Origin of the sequence: Halorientalis persicus (genome assembly GCF_900110215.1) — an archaeon.
GTDB lineage: Archaea > Halobacteriota > Halobacteria > Halobacteriales > Haloarculaceae > Halorientalis > Halorientalis persica.
Genome location: NZ_FOCX01000017.1, coordinates 63,112 through 83,845, shown reverse-complemented (window position 1 = coordinate 83,845; position 20,734 = coordinate 63,112). Strand labels below are relative to the sequence as shown.

The window sequence follows — 20,734 nt, the reverse complement described above, 5'->3', positions numbered from 1 at the left end:
TTGATTGATCTGCTGCTTCCAGTTCTCTAAACACACCTTCTAACCGGCGCTTCTCTGCCATCTCAGCTACTTTTCTGGATCGTACGCTGGCTCTCAGTCTTCCAGTCTTGGTCAGGTGCAACACAGCCGAGCGCTTGATCCAGAGGATATAGTCAGCAGAGCGTTACTGAGAGGATGCAGTCAGCATGTAACGGGTGCGGAATAGCGGATCCAAAAATGACAAGAATTTATTTCCATACTATTCAACCATTATCTATGCCCTCCACTACACGACGCTCATTCGTGGCAACTCTCGCCGCGGCCGGATTCGGTGGCATCGCTGGTTGCAGTGCACTCGGTTCTGAGGACGTTCCAGCCGGGAGTCTTGAGTTAGTAAATAGGGACACGCTTCCTCACGAGATCGCGATGGAAATCACCGATGTCGGAACTGAGTATGAGGAGGATGCACGAGAAGTCGTCGGCGATCCGATTGTGCCGCAACCTCTCACCGAGCGGCGCACTACTGCTATACTACAGGCTGACACAACCCGAACCTACGAAGCCATTTTTACTGAACCGGTGTGGTACACAGTTCGGTTCACGATTGACGGCGAAGTAGTCACCGAACCGGACGGCAAGGTCAGCTTTTATCCAGGGCCAAGAAACGACAGCAGTGTTGCTGGGGAGTACCTCAGGGCAGGGGTGCTTGAGAACGGTGAGAAGACTTTGGTTGTCGCTGGGACAAGTAATAGAGGCCCGTTTGAGCAGTAACTGAGAAGCAGAGTCTCAGCGAGGGTCTGCAACAGTACAGCAATTGGATACCATATTTTGTCGTAGAAACGGGTCGTTATAGAGGAATTCACATATCCCAACAGTCGTCAGAAAGTGAATCGTTCGGTATATTTCCTTGATATAAAGCATATCCCACTGCAAGATTCGCATCTACACTGAGCACTCGGGTTTTGCACACACGCAGCTGAATGTGACGTTGGCCGATCACTGAGCCTTCCTCGTACCCCTGGCCGGGTTGGGCCGTCGTCGTAATCGTGGCGGCAGCCGGGTCCGGCGACTCTCGCGAGCGGCGGAAATTGCACACAGCGTTTCCGGTGGACGTGTGCAAAACGAGGGTCGGGAAAATATCGACGCGCAACCGGGAACAGTCGCACCGAAACCGGGTCCAACGCGATTCACGCCGATGCGGCCGACTCTGACCCTTCGCCACGAGGGAGGCCGAACTCAACTTCGATTCGGACCGTATCGTAGGGAACGTACGGCTTCTTCGCGCGCCCGTCTTCTTCGAAGTGGATGATCTCGTACTCGGCCAGCAAATGGAGATCGTCGTGAACGTCGTGAACGTCGCGGTCAAGGTGGTCAGCCAGCGCGCGGATACTCTCGGGTGGCTGTTCCATCACCTCCTCGAGGAGTTCCATCCGCCGGTCGGTGAGCAGCTGGCGGAGCCGCGCCCGTTCTTCGAAGTTGACGACGTGTGGAACCTCCTCGCCGTCTTCCCACTGTTCGGCGCGCTCGATGGCCGCCTGCTGTGCCTGCTCCGCTGGCAGCGACGTGATGCGGAGGGTCGACGGGTAGTCGACCCCGTCCGGGTCGGGCGTGAATTCGTCGTGCGTGGGTTCGGTGTCAGTCGGTTCGTTGCTCATAGATTTCGGTCACCTCGGTTTGGAAGTCAGCGATCAGGTCGGAGAGGCCTGTGAACTCCAGTTTCGTGATGTCGCCCTCGGGTGTGTGTCGATGGTGCCGGCCGACATCCAGGTGGTAGGGCGCGTTGTCGTATCGCAGGAGCGTGTTGCCGTCAGCGTCCATGTACTGGAAGCTGTACTTCAGTCCCTGCGGGAAGTCCTCGTTCATTGGGACTCGCCACGCGACCATCTCGTACCGGCTCCCGTCCGGTTTCTCGCTTTCGTCCCGGTACACAACTGACGCAGGCATCGTCTCCTATGTTGTGTTTCAACCCCAACGGAGATAAACCTTACCCGGCGAAGATGCCTGCAGCATTCATCTATTTGTGTATATGTTGTTTGGTGAAAATGGTGTTAAGAACCATTACCATCCAACGAATTGATTCGGACCTGCCCAACTTCAGACCTCGCCATTGGATATAGCGACATATGGTTTATCCGTTCGACAGTGAGCACGGGCAGTCAACGATAATATATAACAAAATTTACTGCTTGTGGCGAAACCCCTCTCAGGACAGCGAGTAGATGTTGGTTTCGTAGGTTTCCCGGACGCGACTCCCCCAGTTGTGGGTGTAGGTGTCGATCACGTCCGAGGCCACGTCGCCACGGAGGTACTTGACGATCCCGCGGTCCCCGGTCCGGTCCCGGAGGTGTGTCGTGAAGAAGTGCCGGAAGTAATGCGGTGTGACGTTCTCGTCGGCACCGCCCCCGGTCCGGTACCATCCCATCCGTTCGGCGTTCGTGGCGACGACGTGGTGGACGGTGTCGATGGTGACGCGTTCGCCCCAGTTTCGGCTCGTGTTCACGAAGACCGGCTCGGCCGGTGACGCCGGATCGGGTCGAACAGCGAGCCACCGTTCTAGTGTCGCCTTCAGCTCCGCGTCGACTGGAACGACCGTCGCTCGCTTGCGCTTGTTCGAGGCGTCGCGTCGCTCGCCGTTGATTCGCTCGCCACGTGCGGGCGCGTCGTCGACGTAGATGGAATTCGGACGACCCTGTAACTGCGGTCGCACCTCGGTTATTCCAGCGTTCGAGAGCGCGACGCCGTCCAGATTGAGGTCCCGAACGTCGAGATTGCACAGTTCCCCGGATCGCATCCCAGTCTTGAGCAGCGTCGTCACGATGGCATCGGCCAGGGGATGCTGAATCGTCTCGACGAACCCACGCATTTCCTCGATCGAGAGGTCGCGCCTGGTTGGGTCCGTGTGGATCGATTCGTCCATCTCCTCGATCACGACGGTCATCGGATTGGCGTCGAAGACGCCGACCTGCACCATGTACGAGTAAAAACGGTGGAGGTAAGACGCGTAGGTCGCGATGGAACTCTCGGCGTGAGAGTCCCGGAGCGTGTGAATCCAGGACATACAGTCCCGGTAGGACACGCCGTCGAGGTCACACATCCCGTTCGCGTCGAGGTACGCCTCGAACTCCCGAAGGACGCGTTCGTAGGAATCACGCGTCCGGGCCGATTTGCCCTGGAATTCGATGTCCTGCAGGAAGTAGGCCACCGGATCGTCCGGGTTTTCGGCGGACTCGGCCTGGCTCATGCGTCCTCCAGAAGGTAGCCCCCCTGGCGAGGGCTGTGCTGGATGCGTGGGCTCTCCTGGAGCGTCCGCTCCAGTTCGGATTCGATATCGTCGGTCACGGCGCTCACGAGTTCGTCCCAGGAGCAACACCCGCGTTCGCGCAGTTCCGCGACGATCTGGCGCTCCAGGTCTCGGCCGTCGTCGGCCGGCGTATCGTCGGGAGTCCCACCAGCGCCGCCGCCCTCGAAACCTCGACGGCCCGCCTGGACCATCGACCGGACGAACTCGCTGAGACTCATGTCCATCCGGTCGGCCTGTCGTTCCCACTCCTCCTTTTGATACGCCGGGACGTAAGTCCGGACACTGGTCCGAGACGTATCGACGTCACCGTCAGTGGACATATCCGACCCCTCGAACGCCGGTGACTAAAGCTTGTCCCCACTACTGCGAATAAACTATCTTATTTGGGTGCGTGACACTCACCTCTCGGTTATATGAGACTGTCGCGTCGGGCGATTCGCGGTGCACCCTGGTTTTTGGCCCCGTCAGACCCGGGGTGTCAGTAACACAAATCATCGCTCCCAGTAGGCACCTCCGTTGACCTCGTAGTCCAACGGCTCCGGTTCGGTCAGCATTTCGCGCGGATTGTCGAGTTCGTCCCAGAGACAGACCAACTCGTCAAGGGAGACGGGTCCGTCCTCGTCAAGGAGGACGTCCGCGTCGCGGTCGATGCCGAGCGTGTCGATAATCGTCGCCTGAGTGTGGGGGTTCGTGCTCATTTTTGTGCCTCCGCGGGGTTTTTGGTCAGTCGCTCTCTCGATGCGCGCATGGCCGAGTACACCAAGAAGGGGACATCGTACCGGACTGTGCAACTCGAATACATCAAGCGAACCATGCCTGAGGACAGCAGCGTCTCGGAACGCGCCCGGGAACTCCTCGACGAGGCGATCGCCGCCGAACGCGTGCTCGCCGAGGAAGGCTTCCCGATGGAGGGTGACCGCCGGCAGGAGTTCATCGCCGAGGCCGTCCGCGAGAAATGCGAGCGGCTGGACTGACGCGTGAACTGCATCTCGCTATAGTAATCACACAGATAGGTCCGGGGGGTCAGCATGGGGGTGTGATGCCCGTCACGCATCGTCGCCCACCTCCGAACGCGCCAGCGCCGCCTGCGTGGCGTCCAGTTCGGCCTCGTCGACGCGGATCACGGTCTGCAGGAAGCCCCACTCGGCGACGATGATCGTCCCCGTGGGCTCGTGATACCGCGCGTAGGCCGCGCCGGGCCAGTCGAGCACGTCGCCGTCTCGGTAGGCCGCCCGGACCGTCCACTCTGACGTGCCGATGCGTTCGTCCCAGCGCCACTCGATGTGGGGCTCGTGGCCGGGATGATCGACCTGCAGCGCCTGCCCGTCCTGCTCGCGGAACGCGCCGGGCTGGGGCTGGGCGCTCATGCGACGAGCACCTCCCCAAGCAGCCAGCCCGCCAGCAGCGCGGCCGCGACGAACACGAGCGTCGCGAGCCACACGCGGTGGTGTCGGGTCATGCGGTGGACCCCTCCAGATCGGCCACGTCCTCGAAGTGGCGTTTTCCAAATCGATGCGACTGTGTCGACAGAGAGACGATGTCCGGCTTGCCGTAGCGGTCCCACCCGGCCCGCACGTCGTCCTCGCCGATGGCGCGGGCCTGCACGAGGTTCATGGACAGCAGCCGGAGGTCACCGTCCACGTCCGCGACGGTCGGGTTCACACCCTCGTCGTCCCGGAAGACGAGCACCTCCGGGTCGTCGTTGTCCCACTGTTCGGCGATCCGGTCGAGCGCGTCGGCGACGGGGTCCTCAGGCATCGGCAACCACCTCGCCGGCCGCGTTGACGTTCTCGACCTGGAGTTCGACAGCCTCCTCGCCCGCGGGCTTAATCGTCACCTTGTCAGGAGCCAGCCGGGCGTTCTTCGGATCGTTGTGCTCATCGGCCGAGCCGAAGTCGGTCTCGTGGACCAGGCCGTGGTACGAGTCGAGACAGTCGCTCCCGAAGATCTGGTGCGTAGCCCGCGGCGTCCGGATGACGACCTGCTGGCCGTACTCACGCAGTCCCGGTGGGATCCAGAGCCCGCGGTCGGGATCGAGGTGGGTAGTGTGCTTAGGCATCGAGCATCCCCTCCTCGTCGGCGCAGATGATGCAGATCCGACGGCCATCCAGGTACTGCGTCTTCTTCCGGTCGTGACCACACTGGTCGCACTCGCCGGGCACCCAGTCATCCCCGCCGTCTCCGGCGTCTTCCCCATCGTCGGCCGTGTCGTCGAGCGTCGCCTGTTCACCCTCGTCTTCGTCGTCGGGCACGTACGCGAACGGCAGCAGCTCGTCCCCAACGAACCGGATAAACTCGGTCTCGGAGGACGTGCTGTAGATGGCGGCGTAGCCGCTTTGGAACGCGACGCCGCGCATCACGGTCCCGTTCCAAGGCCGCTCAAACCCGAGGCCGATCGTGGGCTGTCGATCGGCGCTGGCCTTGGCGTGGTAGTTGATGCTCGCGCCGTCGCCGGGGTCCGACCCGTTCATCCAGACGTCACCGAGGGCATCGTCGTCGCGCCATGCGAGGAACAGCCCCGGGATATCGACTTCCAGCCGCTCGACCGGACCGCCCTGGTTATAGAACTGGTCGAACGGGAACGCGAGCGGCCCTTCACCGTCGGTGGACTCGGCCGCGATCAGGCCGGTTCCAGTGGGATCGGCGACCCACTCGGTGATGAGGGTTTCGCGGTCTTCCACGCGCTCAACGTGCAGGGTCTTCTTGTCGCTCTCGGCGACAGTGCCGATCTCGACCTTTCGCTGAATCGTCTCGACGGTGTCGGCGGCCTTCCCGGACTGAATCGGGCGATCGTCGAAACTCTCCTGCGTGCGCTCGACGTAGAGCGCGGGGTAGCGGCCGTTCGTGAACTGGGATTCCAGCGCGTCGTCGGCCGGCTCTTCGAACCGGGCGAGACTGCCGGCGATCATCGTTCCACCCCGGGCCGGTCGACGTGATCTTGGAGGCCGGTGTAAACGCCGGCGTCCATCGCGCGCCGGCGGGCCTCACCTTCCTCGATGTCCAGCGCCTCGGCGAGTGCCTGGACGCTGTCGACGTCCTCGCCGAGCACGCCCTCCAGGTCGACGGCGGCGTCGGCCTCCAGCTTCGCGGCCAGTTCCACGCCGGGCTCGACCCGCCAGACCGTCGCGTTGTTGTCGCCAGTCTTGTCGGTCTTGGCAACGGCCATGGGCGCGTCGTCGGCGTCCATCAGGGCCGAGAGCGCGTGCCCAACCGTGACGCTGCCGAGACCCTCGTCCATCGCATCGGCGATCTCGCTGGCGACGAACTCCCGCTGGCCGCGGGCCAGCGCGTCGACCAGGAACTCCTCGACGAGCGGCTGGCTGGTGTGGTACTCGGCCAGGATGTCGTCGGGGTCGTCGCCGGCCGCGTCGACGGCGTCGCCCATCGCGTCCCGCATCTGCTCGGCGCGCTCCGCGTCGGGCGAGTCGTCATCATCGCCGTCGGCCAGCACCGCGCCCACGTCGGCCACGAGCAGGCCGTCGGGACGCTCGACGATGGGGACGCGCAGCGTCTCCTCCAGGGTGTCCAGATCCAGCAGTTGCCGCGTCCGCGAGGTCGCCGAGATCTCCCCGCCGTCCTCGTCGGCAGTCCGATGGATCTGCAGCGTCTGGTCGGTCCGCTCGCAGTCGGGATCGAACACCAGCAGGCCGGCGTCGGGGGCCGCGCCGACGGCGACCTCGTCGGTGTCGAAGAACTGCCGACCCGCGGCGGCGTTGACGCGCACGTCGCCGTCGGGGTAGACGTTGGCCTGGGGCTCGTCGGTCGGGGTCGGCTGGTCGGGCCCCCAGTTGATGTCGATCTCCTCGGCGTCGCTCATGCCGTCTCACCCCCCAGTTCGACCGGGATACGAGCGAGCGTCATGCGCTACCCCCTCCGAAGCTCGCGAAGTGGCCATCGTCGTGCCTGTGCTGGTGAACCTCTTCGAGGTGATCGTCGTACATACCCTGCTGGTGATGTTCCGAGACGTGCTCGGACCGGGTCATGAGGCTGAGGTTCCTGGGGCGGTTATCCCACTGGATGCCGTTCTCATGGTGGACATCCTTCCCGGCAACAGCATCGAATCCGCACTCAGCAACCGCCATCAAGCGGTGAATTAGTACACTGTCTCTCTCGCCCTGGTACTCGTTACGAATCTCCTCATAACCGAGGTTATTCGTTCGGAAGTTGGGGGGGCGTTCGTAGCTCGGCGTCCGGGTCTGGATGTTGAGCCGGTCGAGCCAGTCGATGATCGTGGTACTGGAGACGTCGAACTTCTCCGCGATCTCTTTGGACGACAGTTTCTGTTCGAGATACAGCTCTCGCATCCTCTCTTCGTCCTTGTACGGCTCGTCCCCCTCGTGGGCGGCGCTCTCGTGTTGGCCGAGGCCCTGTTTTGAGTCGAACGACCGGCCGCATCCTTCGTACCCACACTCGAAGCTCATTCGCCATCACCTGCCAACTCAACAGGCACTCTCGCCAACCGCCCTTCAGGGAACGAGTACGTCCCCGAGAAGTTGTGCAGGTCCTTCACGCCGCCCACGTAGACACACTCGTAGACCGTGTCGTCGAGACTGACGGGCAGGTACGGGTGCATCTTGTAGTTGTAGAGGTCGAACTCCTCCTCGGCGTAGTACTCCGGCAGCGACCCGGCCACGGCCCGGGCGATGTACACCGTCTGGCGCGTGACGAGGTCGACCGCCACGTCGCCGCGCCCCATCTGGTCGTGATCGCGGTGGGGCCCGGGCCCCAGGTCGGCGCGGGCGTCCCGCAGGACGTCCCGCGGGTCCTTCTCGGCGTCGTCGAACTCGTTGTCGATGGCGCCGTCGGTCATGCTGTCCTCCGTCGGGTAGTTGCACAGTCCCGGCAGAACCACAGCGTCGCGCCGGGCGCGTTCTCGGCTCGCGCCTCCGCCTCGGTGACGCGGTCGCCGCAGTACTCACACTGCGACAGCTGGTACTTCTCGTTGCAGTTGTGACACGCGCCGACGCCGGGCTCAACCTCGGCGAGCGGGCGGTCGCAGTCGGGACAGGCCGCAGTCATGCCGTCTCACCCCGGAAGGCCCGGACCTCCTCGATGCGCTCGCGCGCGTCGGCCAGCGCCTGGTCGATCTCGTCCAGCGACGCCTCGCCGACGATCGCCTGCTCGACGGCGCTGTTGATCTGGGTGGTGAGTTCCTCGGCGCTCATGCCGCGTCACCCCCACAGCAGCCCCGCGCCGCAGCCGAGCCGTGATACGTCGCGGAACACTCCCCACACTGCACGTGCGGGCCCGGCCCGGTCTCGTTGGGACCGATCACGCGCCGGCCGCCGTCGGTGGTGGCGGTGACCTCGCTCCCGTAGCGCGCGTCCAGCTGGCACTGCCGACAGCGCCGGCCCGACTGAATCCGACGGCCGCACTGACAGCGCGGGCTCATGCTGCCCCCTCCGGACAGACGTAGGCGTAGTGATACGACCCGGTCGGCGTGTCCTCCTCGTCGGTGTAGATCCGCTCGCGGTCGTGGGCGTGGCCCGGCTCGCCGCAGTGCTGGCACGCCCGGGGCTCGGTGCCCTGGGTCTCGTCGCGGGGGGCGTAGCGGGGCATCAGTCGTCCCCTCCGGCGAGCGGGATCGTCTGTCCCGAAACCTCGTTGATCGCGCTGGCGAGACGGTCGTGATGGGACACGAGCACGTCGTAGCCCGCGTCCGTCAGTTCGTAGGAGTGCGTCCGCCGGTCGATGTCACCCTTCTCGACGAGGCCACGGTCGACCAGCTTGTCCAGATTGGTGTAGATCTGCGCGTGCGAGATCTCTCGGCCGTAGTACTCCCCCACGCGCTCCTTGAGACGGAGGCCGTAGGTCTGCTCGGGGCTGACTTGGGACTTCGCCAACTCGACCAGCACATCCCTCTGGAACGCGGTCAGATCCGCGGCCACTGGCTCGGGGTCGGGCGACGTCTGAACGACGCCGCCGTCTGCGATGAGCGTCGTCTGTCGCGTCTCATCGGACTCGACCGCCGAGTCGTCAGGATCCGGCTCACCAACGCCCGCCGCTTCGATGGCATTCGCCCAGCTATCGAAGCGCCGGATGATGGTCTGGGGACACACGTCGCCGTGATCCTGTAGATCCCGGCAGACCGGACGCCCGCCGACCGCGTCGGCGACGGCCCGGATCTCGTCCAGCAGTTCCTCGTCAGTGTACCGGTTGCTGTTGTGCGAGCGCGTGTGGTCGGCCTTGTCGATCGGGCGAATGTTCGCCGGCCGATTGTCCCACTGGATACCGTTCTCGTGGTGGACGTCGGCATCGGCGACGGCGTCGAACCCGTACTCCGCGACCGCCAGCAGCCGGTGGACGTAGACGATTTCGTTGGTTCGGTCCTCGCCCTCCTTCGACGCCCAGTACTCGTACCCGGCCGGGAGCGTCCGTTGCTGGACGTACTCCACACGATTCACGCGCTTGGCGGCCTCGACGCCGGCCGTCCAGTTCTCGCGCGTTTCGATGTCGTGCTTGTCGAGCCAGGTGCTGACGGTACCGTTCGTACAGCCGAGTTCGTCGGCGATCTCCCGCGTCGTCTGCCCGCGGCCGTGGTACAGCTCTCGGAGAATACTCTCGTCGCGCCACGGTTTGGTATCAGGCGATTCTTGCGTGTCTGTGGGCCCACAGTTAAGTTGGCCCGTATCCTTGCTTGACATGGTTCGAAATCCGATCTGGGTGGAGAACCACAGCCGCGGGGTGTTTAGGGCACCCCGGGGCGCTTTCGTACCGCACTGCACCGCCCCGACAGCAGCGTGTGGCTTCCGTCTGACACTGTGAGTGCCAGTTACAAATAGCTTACTGTAGTCAGCACAGTGCAGAAGATAGCGAAGGGAGTAACTACTTCAGTGAACACTGCATATACTTGGTTACCGGAATTGCTATGAGTTCCACAGCACGAGACGGGGGCGTGGTCCGACAACGCGCCGACTGGATGCGCCCCGTCGACGAGCACATCCTGGAGACGCTGCGCGACGAGGGGAACATGACGCCGTATGCCCTCGAACACGAGTTCGGCGTCACAGTCGCCAACTACGCCAGTAACCGCCTCTCGAAACTCGCCGACTACGGGCTCGTCGAACGGTTGGGCCGCGGCCTCTACCGCCTCACCGACGATGGTCGTGCTTTTCTCGACGAGGACCTGGACGCCTCGACGCTGGAGCCGTCCGCGTCCGAGGACTGACATCTTACTGCTCCCCCGCGAACCGGACCGCGCTGTAGGGGATCGTCCGGTCGGTTTTGGCGTCGACGAGCTCCCAGTGCTCGGGCTCGACGTCGTCGCCGGCCTCTGCCTGCCGCCGACAGGACGGACACCAGAGGTGGTTGTTCGTGCGATCCCAGCTGACGTGGCCGTTCGGACACCGCCAGCGCATGGGCTCGTCGCCGCGGTCGATCTCGACCCGCCGAGCGTCGCCGACCGCCGAGCCGTCCGCAACTATCTGGAGTGTTCCTGGCATGCGTCCAGCACATACCGACACAGGGGAGGGTATTGAACGGTTTTCTCGGGTGGAGTGAAAGTGAAACTGTTGGCGGTGGCGAACGAATCGCCGGACGGGAGCGGTGTCGGAAGCCCCTCGGCGGACAACAGGTCGGCGAAAGTGACCGTCGCTGCGTCTTAACCAACACTCCGAGCGGTCGTTAACCAACACGCCAGCGTCGCCACTGGGCGGGTTGGGTGCGGTCTGTCTCGCAGACATCCAGTCGTGACTGAGGGCCGGGAGGTACGTAAAAAGGTGCGTTACTTCCGTGAGACTCAATCGCCGGCGCTGCTGCCGGCCACAGCCCCGACCTCGTCAGACAGCAGCGATCCACAGCGCCCGTCGAGCATGTGCGCGGCGTAAAACCGGCTGTGGACGAACCGCTGGTCGCAGTCCTTCGCGTGCGGGATTTCGTCGATGTTGGTGGCGGACTGGCCACATTCCTCGCAGATCACGACGCCCGTCGGTCGGACCGCCGTCAGCCCACCGTCGCCGACCGGCTGCTCCTCGCGCTCCAGGCGGAAGTGGGTATCGCCGTCGACGAACGATCGCGCAGGCTCGGGCGTCCCTCTACCCCGTCCACTCACGCCCGCCCACCCCCAAACACTGCCACCGCACCCCAGTATGGGCCCTGGGGCGTCACGCGGCGCGTCGTGAACCCCTCGGCCGCGAGGTCGGTCTCGACGGCTGGCGGCAGGCCGCCCGCCTCCGGCGCGAGGACGATGTCCAGCGTCCAGCGGTCGGTCGGATCCCGCGCCGGGGGCAGGACGTCGACGGCCTGGACCTGCGGCCGCCGGCGGAGTGTCCGGGCCGCGCGCTCGGCAGCCTCGCGTTTCTCGACGGTGCAGTGTTCAGACATACTCCACCTCCGGATCGGCCTCGAACTCCTCGAAGTCGGGCAGCGGCTCGGGTCCCTGGTCGAGATCGTCGACGACGTCCCACGGCGCGGGCAGCTCGTCGCTGGTCGCGAGCACGGCAGCCCAGCGGTGTTTGCAGTTCTCGTCGGGTGCGAGGTTGTACTCCTTGTCCGGGCACAGGCAACCGTCGCCCCGTGCGTCAACGGTGTAGCTGTCCGACCACGTCACGACTCGCACCATGCCCGGGGCGACGCGCTCGATGGCGACGACGTCCTCCAGCGCCGCGACAGCGCGGTCGGTCTGGTCGCTCATCGCTGCCCCTCCGTGACCGCGGTCACACGACTGCCCGCGTCGCTTTCCAGCTGGGCGACGGTCGCCGACTGAGTCTCGACCGTGACGCCGCCGATGTGGATCCGGTAGGTCGTGGGCATCAGACACCAGCCTCCTGCAGCGTCTCGGCCATGTGCTGGCCCCAGTCGCGGACGTACCGGCACTCCGCCCAGCCGCGGCGCTGCTTGGTCAGTCCGACCCAGCCCTCGATGCCCGCGACATCGTCGGCCGGGTACTCGTCCAGGTCGAACGCCGCGAGCGTGTCCGCGCCGGCGTCGCCGACGTAGACCGTGTTCTCGTGCCGACTGTAGCGGTGGACGGCGTCCTTCGCGTCGACGCCGACCAGTAGCGTGTCGGCGGGCAGTGCATCAGCGTTAACTTCGGTTGGGTTGTAGGTCGTCATTGCTCTGTTGGTCCAGAGCGCCGGTCGCGTGCTGGAACACGCGGCCACTTTCTGACGTGGCACCCGGCGTCTCTACTTCATAGTACAACGGCCGGGTACTTAGTACTTAGGGTCTAAGGGTAACGGGCTAAGGACTAAGTACCATGCCACCGTACCTTATCACGTGAGCGCCACAACTACTGATCCAGGACTAATGCTTGACGAGGAGGACCTGGGGCCGGCGGATGAGGCATTGCTTGATATGCTACGCGACGGTCGTGTGACTGCCCCGTTCGCGGCTGACGAAACGGGCTACAGTCTGCAGTATGTGCGCGACCGACTCGGCCGGCTGGTCGAGCACGGGAACGCGCGAAAGGTATACGAGGGGCTGTACGAGCTCGTCGAGGACCCACGGGAGGTGACTGAAGATGTCTGAGGCGGAGCGGGAGCGGATGTCTCAGACGCGCCGCGAGATCGTCCTAACGAGGGACGAGGATGAGTGCCGGTACTGTGGCGTGGGCGAGCCCGTCGCGAGTCTGGAGGTCCACCACATTAAACCAGCGTCGGCCGGTGGCAATAACGAGAAGGACAACCTGCTGACCCTCTGCGAGCGCTGCCACAACGCCATCCACCGCATCGCACCCGACGACGTGGAAGAGCTTGATTTGAGCATTCTCGAAGAGGCGAAGGATGTGTTCCGGCCTGACGACCGGGAGCGAGCCGTACTGGATGTGTTTCGGGAGGAAGAGCGGGCGAACCCCATGCGCGTGCGTGATGTCACCGACCTCCGGAAACAGTACGTGAACGACGCGCTGAACCAACTGCAGAAGCTGGGCGTCGTCCAGAAGCTGAACCGCGGCCTCTACGAGTACGTGCCCGAGGAGGACGATCTCCCCGGCGCGCCTGAGACGCTCGACGAGGGTGCGCGCCGCGTTCTGGACGAGATCGAAACGGCCATGCGCCGAGGCGACCGGGCGGCCCTGCAGGACGCCATCTCACGGCTGGAGGTGGACGATGCCTGAGTGCGCCGACTGCGGAAGTCAGCTGGAGCTGCAGGATGCCGGCCCGCTGCACTGGTGTCCCGGCTGCGAGGCCGAGATCGGCGTCGAGGAGCGCGACCGGATCGTGGAATCCACAAATGACGCGCCGGATTACGCGGAGCGCATAGTGGCGGAGGCGATTAACATCAACACCGATCCAGGATCGGTTCGGATAGAAACATCCGGGGATGTAGTCCTAAACTACCAAACCGCTGAGAAACGGCTGACAGGCCAGGAATTGACCTTCGAGCAACGTGCGTACATTACGATCGACGGGCCGCGGTTGCATCTTGAAGGGCGGCCCGAACCGATGGACGCCGATCCAAGGAGCGTTGTGGAGCGGTTGGTTGCAGCAACGATTAATGTCCCCTGTGGAGTTGAGTCTGTGAAAATCACCGCGCCGGAAAGCGAGGAATTGTATTACGTGTACCGGGGGCGTGAAGGGGAGGGGCTGCCAGAACCATACACGCCTGTACGATTCACGCAGGCCCGTCACCATGGCAACAACATGCCGAACACAGATTTGGTTTTCAACGGTGGCGTAGAGATCACAATCGAAGAACCGTTACTTGATCTGGAGGTGATCGACGATGCCTGATCAACTCCACGACCGCTCAGACGCCCGGCTGGAGACGCGCCGGAACCGCGAACGGCGGAAAGACGCGACGGTCGAACTGCCGTTCAACGAACGCGTCACCGTCGAGTGTCCGGGGTGTGGCGAGACCTTCGAGCTGACGATCGCGACCGGCGACCCGGCACAGACGACGCCGTCGTGGGGCGGCTGCACGACCTGGGACTGCGACGCGTTCCTCAAGTTCGAGTGGGACGGCACGCATCAAGATCCTGAACGCGAGACGGAGGAAACCGAGTCGGCCCAGACCGGGCTCGACCAGTTCGCCGGAGGTGCGTCAGCGTGAGCGACGAGAACGGTGGGTCTGTGCGCGGTACTGAGCGAACGTCGGCGGTCGTGCTGATCGGCCACTCTCCCGTCGGCCTTTTCGATAGCGAGGAAGAGGCGTGGGAGTGGATCGAACAGCAGGACTTCCTGACCTCATTGCAGATGGACGCGCTTCACGTCCAAGACGAGATACCCACGCAGACGGGGAACACCTGGACCTGCGAGGTGAACGACATGCCTGAGAACGATACTGACCGAAGGGGTACAACTGTACCCCAACACTTATTACCAATGGGGTACAAGTGGGATACATGGCGCAACAGATTGCGACCACGGACGGCGGATCGGACGAGAACCACCCTGCGGCCGACCTGGAGACGATCGTCGTCGACCCCGAGGCCGTGGTCGAGACGATGCGGCGGACCAAGCGCGACGAGACCGAACAGCGGAGCCACGTCCTGCGTGTCTCGCCGCCATTCGAAGGCGAGCAGACGGCGACCACGCACGTCTCTGAGGATCACGCGCACTACCCGCCCGAGATGGATCCGAAACCGCTGCACATCGGTGCGGTGGCGTTCCTCGTCGGCCACGACGAGGGATCGCGCCACCCCAAGTTCCGCAACGAGTGGAGCTACCCCGACATCTCGGAAGTTCGGTCGATCTACCGCGACGACGTCCCTGAGGACGAGCAGGACGACGAGGCTTGGGACGAGTGGTGGGACACTGCTGTCGAGATGTGGGAGGGTCGCGTCCGTCATGCGCTTCAGAAGACGGACGAGATCACGCTCACGAGCCAGCATCCCGACATCGAGGCAACGACCGTCGCGGTTCGCTTCGAGAGTGACGAATGAGCGAGCGCGTCAACATCAAGGCCGACGAGTCCACACGCGATCGTCTTCGGGAGCTGAAGCGCGACGGGGAGACGTGGGACGGTCTGCTGCTACGGATGGCCGAAGCTGTGGAAGAACTGGAGCGGAAAGGCGGGCAGTCGGGAGTACCTATCTGTGCTGGCTGTGGCGTCCTCGCAACGACGTGGACGCTCGTCGACGGCGCGGTTCACTGCGAGGACTGTGCCGACGTCGAGTTTCCCGACTGATAGCGTTCTTTTCAGGACCGTTCCAGGCTGAAGGCCCTGCTAAGACGAGCACGGGCACTGAACAGACTGCGGGGGAAGACGATGCCTGAGCCGGCCCACTGGCAGCCCTGCGCGATGCCGGACTGCACGCGATCCGTCCCGACGGCGACGGGGATCTGCGACGACTGTGCGGGGGTGGATGATGCCTAACTCCGACGACTACTTCCTCGCCTGCGACAGCTGTGGCGTCGTCCTGATGCGCTCGGACGCCCCCGACGAATGTCCGGCCTGCGAGCGCGACGTCGTTTCGACCGGCCACCAGGCCAAAGCCGAGGGCTGCACGACCGTCTCGAACGTCACGCGGTGGGTGGCATGACTGACTCCGAAACCGTCCACGACACGAAAGAAGAGTACCGTGACCATTACATCCGCGTCACGGTGACTGCGACGCCACCACTCCCCCACGACGACGAGGCGGGGACAGTCACCGCTCGCGTCCGCCTCTACGACGGCCTGCCGGCAGACATGACGATCATGCACTTCAGCGACCGCGTGGCCGGCGATGTCGTCGACAGCTGGGCCGACGAGATCCCGCTGTACGACTCCGAAGACGCAATCGAGTCGCTGGTCGAAGCCGCGAAAGACCGCGTCGACACGCGGGTCGGGCAGGCCTACGGCCTCACGGAATCCGCGACGATTGCGGTGGAGCGGCAACTCGCATCCGAGTCGGCCGAGACTGGCAACTGACTGGCCCTACACTTTTGGTGACACGTCGGGTAACCAACCGTATGCAGCGACGCACTTCCCTCACCATCGCGGCACTGGGCATCGTCCTCCTCGCAGCCGGCTGTCTCGGCGGGCAGTCAGGCCCGGGCACGACTCCGACCACGACAACAGAGGCCGACGAGACCGACTCGGTCCCGTACGGCCTGGCTCCCTGTAGCGAACGGAATGGCGACGCCCAGGTCGAAGAACTCCGTAGCTGGCTCACGACAAGGAACGTCACGGCGAACGGAACGACACGCACAGTCTACCGAGTCACCATTGAAGGCGTCGTCCACAACGAGGCGACGGACTATTTGTCGATCCAACCGCGCGCCACGATCTACGATGACGAAGGCACCGAGATCGGCGAGGCGATCCCGCGGAGCATGGTGCTCGACCGGCCGGAACACCTCGATGTCCGCCCCGGGTCACAGGAGCGGTTTGTCATGGGTGTAACAACAGACACACGCCCGGCGGACATCGACCTCCGGATCATGACAGCATTAGGCGATTCGATGCAGGGGGCGATCGCAAACGGCTGCCGGATGACTGACTAAGAGAGTGTTCTCCCGACCTCACACCCGCTCAGACACCTGGGCGACCCCGTACTGAGCGCTCGTACTCTGCTGAGCCACGACCTCGTCGCCGCGCATGATCCGAATAGTCAGCGTCCCGGCCGCGCCATCCCGCTTTTGGGCGTTCGCCGAAACGATCGTCGCATCGTCGGGGACGTCGAGTCGGGTCTGCCCGCTGCCCTGGACCGAGCGCATGTTGCCGGCCGTGCCGATCGCACCCGACCAGTCGCCGCTGTAGTCGACGACGACATACACGTCCTGCCCACCGCCGCCGCCGGCCCCGCCGCCGACAAGCGCGCCAAGGATGACCAGCGTCGCGACCACATAGCCGAACCCAACCCAGAGATTCCGGGCCCGGTGGTCCGGATCCAGGCCCGGGAGCTGCGCCCACGTCGGTTCGTCACCGCCAGTCTCGCCGCCCTCGCTATCCGCGCCGGCCGCTGGTGCCGTCGACTTGTCGACAGCAGCCCCGCACTCAGCACAGAACGCGGCCCCGTCGCCGACCTCGGCCCCGCACTCCTGACAGTATGGCATACTATCACTGACCCACGACGGCGATATATGTCCTGCGCCTGACTCGACGGCCGATGCCAGCGTTGCCACTGGGCGATTTAGCGCCACACTCACAGCGCGACGACCTGCACGCGCTCCGAGAGCGCGTCGAGTTCCGGCGCGAGGTCGCCGTCGGCCGCCGCGGCGGGGTAGCCCACGACGGGGAGATACCCCAGCGTCCGCGCGTAGACGAGCGCCTGCCCCGCGCCGTGGATGCAGTCCGCCGGCCGATCCTCCAGCTCGACCGCCAGCCCAGTCCCGAGCTCGGGTAGGTCGACCGCGACGTCGAGCCGGCGCTCGGGCCCGTCCAGCCAGACCTCCGAGCGGACGCGGTCGTCGCCGAACGCGTCTCGCAACTGCGCGACGACGCGATCGTGAAAGTCAGCCTCGTCGACTCCAGACATCACACGGACTCGGTCTGATAGGCGCGTGGACAGACGACGCCGTGCTGGGTGCCGAGCCGGAACCAGTCGATCGCGTCGGGATCGCTTGGGTCAACGACGTCGATCGCATACGCTGTGCCGCCGACCAGCACCCGGACGTGATTGTAGGCCAGCCGGCTGCTGCTGGGGTCGGCCAGTGCGACGCGATGCAGCTGGGACCCATCACGCGCGCCGACCGAGAGCAACCCGCCAACGGGCTCGGGGAATGTGTACTCCCAGTCGTAGCGGAATTCGAACTTGGCCTCGTTCGACCCGCTGATGTTGTGATAGAACTCGTTGACGCCCGTCTGGAGGCCGTTGAGAGTGACCCAAGGGCTCCATTCGCCGTCTGAGAGTGTGCCCGAATAGGCACCATCTACGTCACGGGTTGCAAACGGATCTGTCGTCTGTTCTGTGACAGTCACAGTCGACTTATATCTATATTCGATACCTGCTGAAATGTAATCAAGTGTGATTAAATCCCTATTTTCCCACCCAAGGTAGTGTAATTTTCCATTATATTCAGCATTTGGGAAAATACGAGCCGCCATCCCATCAGGCGGGTTTTGTAATGTATCTCCTTTGACATCATGTGACTCATAGAAACTATTCATTTTTGAACCTTTGTTTCGTATATCTTGCTCAAAGTCCCCGTCTCCATCATTGTCTGCAAGTAGTCGGAAATTAAAACCATACCCAGTATCATCGGGAAGTTCAACACCGATTATGGCTACTGCTCTGAAATCTTTCTGTTCAGTGCCCTCTAATGGTTGTGTTAATTCGTGTGTAACGTATGTTTGTGAGTCTGGGTTATTGTCTCTTGTGTCATCGAGGTATGTGTTCCAAGATGTATTTGTCTCCGTTGTCGTGACTCCCTGCCACCGACACTCTGCCGAAAGGATGGAGATCCCATCGGCAACGTCTGCGGTATCGTGACTGGTGATCTCGCCGTTGCTAACGGTCAGCGTTGGCGACGTGTAGGTCTGTGGCATCTATAGGACGTTGCGCAGGTAGTAGGACAGTCGCTCACGGAACGGCCGAGACTCGTGAGACGTGTCAATCTGCTCGTCTGTCGAGAGTGTGATCTCGTAGGTCGTGATGCCGATCCGCGTCACCACAAAGGACCGGTACGAAACACCGTCGAGTTGGTACGTCTTTTCGTCAACGAACCCGCCAGCAAGCCCGTCTATCCAGTCATGTGAGACCGAGCCGCCTACATCGCGGAGAGCAGCTGAGAGGATGGTCTGTGCATCCTCGGGGAGTGTCCAGTTGGTCCACTGGATCGGTGCGGCGCGATACGTCAGTGTCCGCGTCTGGTGGTCGTCAGGCATTTGTCTCCTCCGTGGCCTGCTTGAGCGAGACCGTGATCTCGCCATCCTGTCGTTTGAGGTCAAGTTCGATGTCATGCTCCTGCAACCGCTCGGCACGATCCTCGACGTTCCCGATATCGCGTGCGAGATTGTCGAGAATCTCCAGCAGGTCATCTGTGCTATCGGTCGGTACGTCGACGTTGGCGTTGATTCGTGCCATTGTTAGAGATCACTCCGGATCCAAACGCGACCCTCAATGTCTGAGGGGTCGTTGTTGCGGACTTCGACGCTCTGGGCCTGATCGGCGAGGTCGGCGTTCGGGACATCGGCGCTGCTGTTGACCCAGTCCTTGATGTCCTGCTTGTCCCAGCCGTCGACCGTATCGGCTTTCGTGACCGTCACGCCGCCGTTGAGGATGTTGTCGATGTCCGTGACGAGCGCGTTGATCTTCTGGATTGTCGTGTACCAGAACCAGTCGAAGTGTTCCGGTGGGATCGCCTCGCCCGTCTGAAAGTCGAGTGGATTGGATGGTTTCGTACCCTGTGCGCCATGCGTATAGTCGAGTTCTGAGGATTCCTGTGCCATGTTCAATCACTCGTAATGTCGCCGCCGAACTGCGTGCCCCAGCCCCGATCGGGGTCACCGAACGTTGCCACGTCGGTCAGCTGGATCGCGACCCGTCGGCTCATCGGCGCGGCCTGCTCCAGTAACTCGGTGATCGTGTCCGTCGTGAACGGCGAGCCGTCCAGCACCGTCGAGCGGACGCGGACGATGATCGTGCCCAGATCCGACGCCCAGTCTTTCGTCAGCCGCACGTCGCTGGGGTCGGCATCGAGGACTTTCAAGCAGACCCGGGCGAAGTCCTCGAAGGTCGTCCGGGACTGGGCGGCCGCAAAGCCGGCGAAGACTCGGCGGCGGAACTTCGGATCGGCCTCGCCGTCCGGCCGGTAGACGTTGACCGACAGCCCGATCAGGTCAAGCTCGCGGCCGGTCGCCGACTCGATAAACCGGGAGCGCCGGAGCGTGCTGATGTCGTCGTCGATGCGGTAGTAGAGCTGTGCGAGTGTGTTGACCAGCCGCGCCACCTCGGTGCCCTGCTCGAAGCGGACGCCCGTAGGCGGCGCAGCGGCGAGAACGTCATCTTTCACTGTTGACCTCCGTTACGTATGGGTCGTGCCGATGTTGATGGCGACGAGGAGATCCTGGGGCTCGATGTCACGCAGGATGACGCGGTACTGCCCCTCGCCGCCCGATAGTGACGGGAAGACGGCCACGTCGTTGCTGGATCGGAGTCGCTGGGGTTGTGAGCGCGCATCAGGCTCGCCATCACCGTCGCGGTCGTACTCGACGATGAGCGTCAGGGGTTGGCCGCGGAGTTGCCCCTCGGCGTAGGCCGCGACCGAGCCGTGGCCTGGAGCGGGGGTCCGTCGCACCCACTCGCTGACGAACCCCCGCTTGTCGATATCGAAATCCCAAGCGAGGTCGCGGGTGAGCTCGCTGGGGAACGTCTCTTTGAACACGCGGTCGGCATCAGCGATCCCATCTCCAGTGACGGTTGCCGACCGCGCTTTGTCCATTCCCGAACGCGTCGCAGCCGCATCACCATCTCCAGTGACGGTCGCCGTTCGTGGGAGTGACAACACGCGGGTCGCATCCGTCTCCCCATCGCCAGTGACCGTGCCAGTCCGTGTGAAAGACATTTGGCGTGTCGCGTCCACATCACCGTCACCAGTCACTGTCGCCGACCGTGTATAGCCGTAGGCAGTTCGTTGCGTCGTTGTTCCG

Annotated in this window: 43 protein-coding genes; 12 read left to right on the top strand and 31 right to left on the bottom strand. The window is 63.5% G+C overall.

The window, feature by feature from the left end:
* Positions 1–282 precede the first annotated feature (282 nt).
* On the top strand, positions 283–750 hold the full coding sequence (locus tag BMX17_RS16790) for a hypothetical protein (RefSeq protein ID WP_092662203.1): 468 nt from the start codon (positions 283–285) through the stop codon (positions 748–750).
* Positions 751–1,166: 416 nt separating this feature from the next.
* On the opposite strand, the gene BMX17_RS16785 is transcribed toward BMX17_RS16790, so the two are convergent.
* The 5 genes from BMX17_RS16785 to BMX17_RS16765 all read right to left on the bottom strand — a co-directional run bounded on the left by BMX17_RS16785 (position 1,167) and on the right by BMX17_RS16765 (position 3,978).
* The gene (locus BMX17_RS16785) at positions 1,167–1,634 is read right to left on the bottom strand and encodes an HVO_A0114 family putative DNA-binding protein (RefSeq protein ID WP_092662200.1); all 468 of its coding nucleotides are present in this window, start codon (positions 1,632–1,634) and stop codon (positions 1,167–1,169) included.
* On the bottom strand, positions 1,615–1,923 hold the full coding sequence (locus tag BMX17_RS16780; protein ID WP_092662198.1) for a toxin-antitoxin system TumE family protein: 309 nt from the start codon (positions 1,921–1,923) through the stop codon (positions 1,615–1,617). The genes BMX17_RS16785 and BMX17_RS16780 overlap by 20 nt, the downstream gene beginning before the upstream one ends.
* 259 nt (positions 1,924–2,182) lie before the next feature.
* On the bottom strand, positions 2,183–3,220 hold the full coding sequence (locus BMX17_RS16775; protein WP_092662196.1) for a tyrosine-type recombinase/integrase: 1,038 nt from the start codon (positions 3,218–3,220) through the stop codon (positions 2,183–2,185).
* Entirely contained in the window at positions 3,217–3,600 is a 384-nt protein-coding gene (locus BMX17_RS16770) for a DUF5805 domain-containing protein (RefSeq protein ID WP_092662194.1), read from the bottom strand. Before BMX17_RS16770 ends, BMX17_RS16775 begins: the two co-directional genes overlap by 4 nt.
* A gap of 171 nt (positions 3,601–3,771) precedes the next feature.
* Positions 3,772–3,978: a hypothetical protein gene (locus BMX17_RS16765; protein WP_092662192.1), complete on the bottom strand. Its 207-nt coding sequence runs from the start codon at positions 3,976–3,978 to the stop codon at positions 3,772–3,774.
* Between the two features lie 48 nt (positions 3,979–4,026).
* On the opposite strand from BMX17_RS16765, the gene BMX17_RS16760 reads away from it, so the two are divergent.
* Positions 4,027–4,254, top strand: a complete 228-nt coding sequence (locus tag BMX17_RS16760; protein WP_092662190.1) for a hypothetical protein — start codon at positions 4,027–4,029, stop codon at positions 4,252–4,254.
* 72 nt (positions 4,255–4,326) lie between these two features.
* On the opposite strand, the gene BMX17_RS16755 is transcribed toward BMX17_RS16760, so the two are convergent.
* The 12 genes from BMX17_RS16755 to BMX17_RS26730 all read right to left on the bottom strand — a co-directional run bounded on the left by BMX17_RS16755 (position 4,327) and on the right by BMX17_RS26730 (position 9,924).
* Complete coding sequence (locus tag BMX17_RS16755; protein WP_092662188.1) at positions 4,327–4,647, bottom strand: hypothetical protein; 321 nt, start codon at positions 4,645–4,647, stop codon at positions 4,327–4,329.
* 88 nt (positions 4,648–4,735) lie between these two features.
* Positions 4,736–5,038: a hypothetical protein gene (locus tag BMX17_RS16750; RefSeq protein ID WP_092662186.1), complete on the bottom strand. Its 303-nt coding sequence runs from the start codon at positions 5,036–5,038 to the stop codon at positions 4,736–4,738.
* Positions 5,031–5,339, bottom strand: a complete 309-nt coding sequence (locus BMX17_RS16745) for a hypothetical protein (protein WP_092662184.1) — start codon at positions 5,337–5,339, stop codon at positions 5,031–5,033. The genes BMX17_RS16750 and BMX17_RS16745 overlap by 8 nt, the downstream gene beginning before the upstream one ends.
* Complete coding sequence (locus tag BMX17_RS16740; protein WP_092662182.1) at positions 5,332–6,189, bottom strand: hypothetical protein; 858 nt, start codon at positions 6,187–6,189, stop codon at positions 5,332–5,334. Before BMX17_RS16740 ends, BMX17_RS16745 begins: the two co-directional genes overlap by 8 nt.
* Positions 6,186–7,097: a hypothetical protein gene (locus BMX17_RS16735; protein WP_092662180.1), complete on the bottom strand. Its 912-nt coding sequence runs from the start codon at positions 7,095–7,097 to the stop codon at positions 6,186–6,188. Before BMX17_RS16735 ends, BMX17_RS16740 begins: the two co-directional genes overlap by 4 nt.
* A gap of 40 nt (positions 7,098–7,137) precedes the next feature.
* Positions 7,138–7,701, bottom strand: coding sequence for an HNH endonuclease (locus tag BMX17_RS16730; RefSeq protein ID WP_211611373.1), 564 nt, complete (start codon positions 7,699–7,701; stop codon positions 7,138–7,140).
* The gene (locus BMX17_RS16725; protein ID WP_092662178.1) at positions 7,698–8,090 is read right to left on the bottom strand and encodes a hypothetical protein; all 393 of its coding nucleotides are present in this window, start codon (positions 8,088–8,090) and stop codon (positions 7,698–7,700) included. The genes BMX17_RS16730 and BMX17_RS16725 overlap by 4 nt, the downstream gene beginning before the upstream one ends.
* Entirely contained in the window at positions 8,087–8,299 is a 213-nt protein-coding gene (locus tag BMX17_RS16720; protein WP_092662176.1) for a hypothetical protein, read from the bottom strand. The genes BMX17_RS16725 and BMX17_RS16720 overlap by 4 nt, the downstream gene beginning before the upstream one ends.
* Positions 8,296–8,445, bottom strand: coding sequence for a hypothetical protein (locus BMX17_RS26290; protein WP_170845452.1), 150 nt, complete (start codon positions 8,443–8,445; stop codon positions 8,296–8,298). Before BMX17_RS26290 ends, BMX17_RS16720 begins: the two co-directional genes overlap by 4 nt.
* Positions 8,442–8,672 (bottom strand): hypothetical protein, encoded by a 231-nt coding sequence (locus tag BMX17_RS25280; protein ID WP_139203563.1) that lies wholly within the window; start codon positions 8,670–8,672, stop codon positions 8,442–8,444. The genes BMX17_RS26290 and BMX17_RS25280 overlap by 4 nt, the downstream gene beginning before the upstream one ends.
* Positions 8,669–8,839, bottom strand: a complete 171-nt coding sequence (locus tag BMX17_RS26285) for a hypothetical protein (RefSeq protein ID WP_170845451.1) — start codon at positions 8,837–8,839, stop codon at positions 8,669–8,671. Before BMX17_RS26285 ends, BMX17_RS25280 begins: the two co-directional genes overlap by 4 nt.
* Positions 8,839–9,924, bottom strand: coding sequence for a homing endonuclease associated repeat-containing protein (locus BMX17_RS26730; RefSeq protein WP_092662174.1), 1,086 nt, complete (start codon positions 9,922–9,924; stop codon positions 8,839–8,841). Before BMX17_RS26730 ends, BMX17_RS26285 begins: the two co-directional genes overlap by 1 nt.
* 275 nt (positions 9,925–10,199) lie before the next feature.
* Between BMX17_RS26730 and BMX17_RS16710 the strand changes: the two genes are divergently transcribed.
* Complete coding sequence (locus tag BMX17_RS16710; protein ID WP_092662209.1) at positions 10,200–10,448, top strand: helix-turn-helix domain-containing protein; 249 nt, start codon at positions 10,200–10,202, stop codon at positions 10,446–10,448.
* Between the two features lie 4 nt (positions 10,449–10,452).
* Here BMX17_RS16710 and BMX17_RS16705 read toward each other — a convergent pair whose 3' ends face one another.
* From BMX17_RS16705 to BMX17_RS26270, 6 genes are all read right to left on the bottom strand, one after another.
* Entirely contained in the window at positions 10,453–10,722 is a 270-nt protein-coding gene (locus BMX17_RS16705; RefSeq protein ID WP_244515031.1) for a hypothetical protein, read from the bottom strand.
* Positions 10,723–11,018: 296 nt separating this feature from the next.
* Positions 11,019–11,330 carry a hypothetical protein gene (locus BMX17_RS16700; RefSeq protein ID WP_092662172.1) on the bottom strand — a complete coding sequence of 104 codons (312 nt, stop codon included), beginning with the start codon at positions 11,328–11,330 and terminating at the stop codon, positions 11,019–11,021.
* On the bottom strand, positions 11,327–11,602 hold the full coding sequence (locus BMX17_RS16695; protein ID WP_092662169.1) for a hypothetical protein: 276 nt from the start codon (positions 11,600–11,602) through the stop codon (positions 11,327–11,329). The genes BMX17_RS16700 and BMX17_RS16695 overlap by 4 nt, the downstream gene beginning before the upstream one ends.
* Positions 11,595–11,912: a hypothetical protein gene (locus tag BMX17_RS16690; protein WP_092662167.1), complete on the bottom strand. Its 318-nt coding sequence runs from the start codon at positions 11,910–11,912 to the stop codon at positions 11,595–11,597. Before BMX17_RS16690 ends, BMX17_RS16695 begins: the two co-directional genes overlap by 8 nt.
* Positions 11,909–12,031: a hypothetical protein gene (locus tag BMX17_RS27330; RefSeq protein ID WP_280141406.1), complete on the bottom strand. Its 123-nt coding sequence runs from the start codon at positions 12,029–12,031 to the stop codon at positions 11,909–11,911. Before BMX17_RS27330 ends, BMX17_RS16690 begins: the two co-directional genes overlap by 4 nt.
* Positions 12,031–12,333 carry a hypothetical protein gene (locus BMX17_RS26270; protein ID WP_092662165.1) on the bottom strand — a complete coding sequence of 101 codons (303 nt, stop codon included), beginning with the start codon at positions 12,331–12,333 and terminating at the stop codon, positions 12,031–12,033. The genes BMX17_RS27330 and BMX17_RS26270 overlap by 1 nt, the downstream gene beginning before the upstream one ends.
* A gap of 193 nt (positions 12,334–12,526) precedes the next feature.
* Here BMX17_RS26270 and BMX17_RS16680 point away from each other — a divergent pair, with 193 nt between their 5' ends.
* The 9 genes from BMX17_RS16680 (at position 12,527) to BMX17_RS16645 (ending at position 16,647) form a co-directional block, all read left to right on the top strand.
* On the top strand, positions 12,527–12,748 hold the full coding sequence (locus tag BMX17_RS16680; RefSeq protein ID WP_092662163.1) for a hypothetical protein: 222 nt from the start codon (positions 12,527–12,529) through the stop codon (positions 12,746–12,748).
* Complete coding sequence (locus tag BMX17_RS16675; protein WP_092662161.1) at positions 12,741–13,334, top strand: HNH endonuclease; 594 nt, start codon at positions 12,741–12,743, stop codon at positions 13,332–13,334. The genes BMX17_RS16680 and BMX17_RS16675 overlap by 8 nt, the downstream gene beginning before the upstream one ends.
* Complete coding sequence (locus BMX17_RS16670) at positions 13,327–13,950, top strand: hypothetical protein (protein ID WP_092662159.1); 624 nt, start codon at positions 13,327–13,329, stop codon at positions 13,948–13,950. Before BMX17_RS16675 ends, BMX17_RS16670 begins: the two co-directional genes overlap by 8 nt.
* Positions 13,943–14,269: a hypothetical protein gene (locus BMX17_RS16665; protein ID WP_092662157.1), complete on the top strand. Its 327-nt coding sequence runs from the start codon at positions 13,943–13,945 to the stop codon at positions 14,267–14,269. Before BMX17_RS16670 ends, BMX17_RS16665 begins: the two co-directional genes overlap by 8 nt.
* Before the next feature lie 292 nt (positions 14,270–14,561).
* Positions 14,562–15,101, top strand: a complete 540-nt coding sequence (locus BMX17_RS16660) for a DUF8009 family protein (protein ID WP_092662155.1) — start codon at positions 14,562–14,564, stop codon at positions 15,099–15,101.
* Positions 15,098–15,346 (top strand): hypothetical protein, encoded by a 249-nt coding sequence (locus BMX17_RS16655; protein WP_092662153.1) that lies wholly within the window; start codon positions 15,098–15,100, stop codon positions 15,344–15,346. The genes BMX17_RS16660 and BMX17_RS16655 overlap by 4 nt, the downstream gene beginning before the upstream one ends.
* A 181-nt stretch (positions 15,347–15,527) precedes the next feature.
* Positions 15,528–15,701 (top strand): hypothetical protein, encoded by a 174-nt coding sequence (locus tag BMX17_RS26265; RefSeq protein WP_170845450.1) that lies wholly within the window; start codon positions 15,528–15,530, stop codon positions 15,699–15,701.
* Positions 15,698–16,072 (top strand): hypothetical protein, encoded by a 375-nt coding sequence (locus BMX17_RS16650; RefSeq protein WP_092662151.1) that lies wholly within the window; start codon positions 15,698–15,700, stop codon positions 16,070–16,072. The genes BMX17_RS26265 and BMX17_RS16650 overlap by 4 nt, the downstream gene beginning before the upstream one ends.
* Before the next feature lie 41 nt (positions 16,073–16,113).
* Positions 16,114–16,647, top strand: coding sequence for a hypothetical protein (locus BMX17_RS16645; RefSeq protein ID WP_092662149.1), 534 nt, complete (start codon positions 16,114–16,116; stop codon positions 16,645–16,647).
* An 18-nt stretch (positions 16,648–16,665) separates the two neighbouring features.
* Here the strand turns inward: BMX17_RS16645 and BMX17_RS16640 are convergent, their stop codons facing one another.
* The 8 genes from BMX17_RS16640 to BMX17_RS27000 form a co-directional block, all read right to left on the bottom strand.
* Positions 16,666–17,199, bottom strand: coding sequence for a zinc ribbon domain-containing protein (locus BMX17_RS16640; protein ID WP_092662147.1), 534 nt, complete (start codon positions 17,197–17,199; stop codon positions 16,666–16,668).
* 89 nt (positions 17,200–17,288) lie between these two features.
* A complete protein-coding gene (locus BMX17_RS16635; protein ID WP_092662145.1) occupies positions 17,289–17,621 on the bottom strand; it encodes a hypothetical protein in 333 nt (110 codons plus the stop codon).
* Positions 17,621–18,631, bottom strand: coding sequence for a hypothetical protein (locus BMX17_RS25270; protein WP_139203562.1), 1,011 nt, complete (start codon positions 18,629–18,631; stop codon positions 17,621–17,623). Before BMX17_RS25270 ends, BMX17_RS16635 begins: the two co-directional genes overlap by 1 nt.
* Positions 18,632–18,970, bottom strand: coding sequence for a hypothetical protein (locus BMX17_RS16625; RefSeq protein ID WP_092662141.1), 339 nt, complete (start codon positions 18,968–18,970; stop codon positions 18,632–18,634).
* Positions 18,963–19,169: a hypothetical protein gene (locus BMX17_RS16620; RefSeq protein ID WP_092662139.1), complete on the bottom strand. Its 207-nt coding sequence runs from the start codon at positions 19,167–19,169 to the stop codon at positions 18,963–18,965. The genes BMX17_RS16625 and BMX17_RS16620 overlap by 8 nt, the downstream gene beginning before the upstream one ends.
* A 2-nt stretch (positions 19,170–19,171) precedes the next feature.
* Positions 19,172–19,534, bottom strand: coding sequence for a hypothetical protein (locus BMX17_RS16615; protein ID WP_092662137.1), 363 nt, complete (start codon positions 19,532–19,534; stop codon positions 19,172–19,174).
* Between the two features lie 2 nt (positions 19,535–19,536).
* Positions 19,537–20,097 (bottom strand): hypothetical protein, encoded by a 561-nt coding sequence (locus BMX17_RS16610; RefSeq protein ID WP_092662135.1) that lies wholly within the window; start codon positions 20,095–20,097, stop codon positions 19,537–19,539.
* A 12-nt stretch (positions 20,098–20,109) separates the two neighbouring features.
* The gene (locus BMX17_RS27000; RefSeq protein WP_244515030.1) at positions 20,110–20,649 is read right to left on the bottom strand and encodes a hypothetical protein; all 540 of its coding nucleotides are present in this window, start codon (positions 20,647–20,649) and stop codon (positions 20,110–20,112) included.
* Positions 20,650–20,734 lie beyond the last annotated feature (85 nt).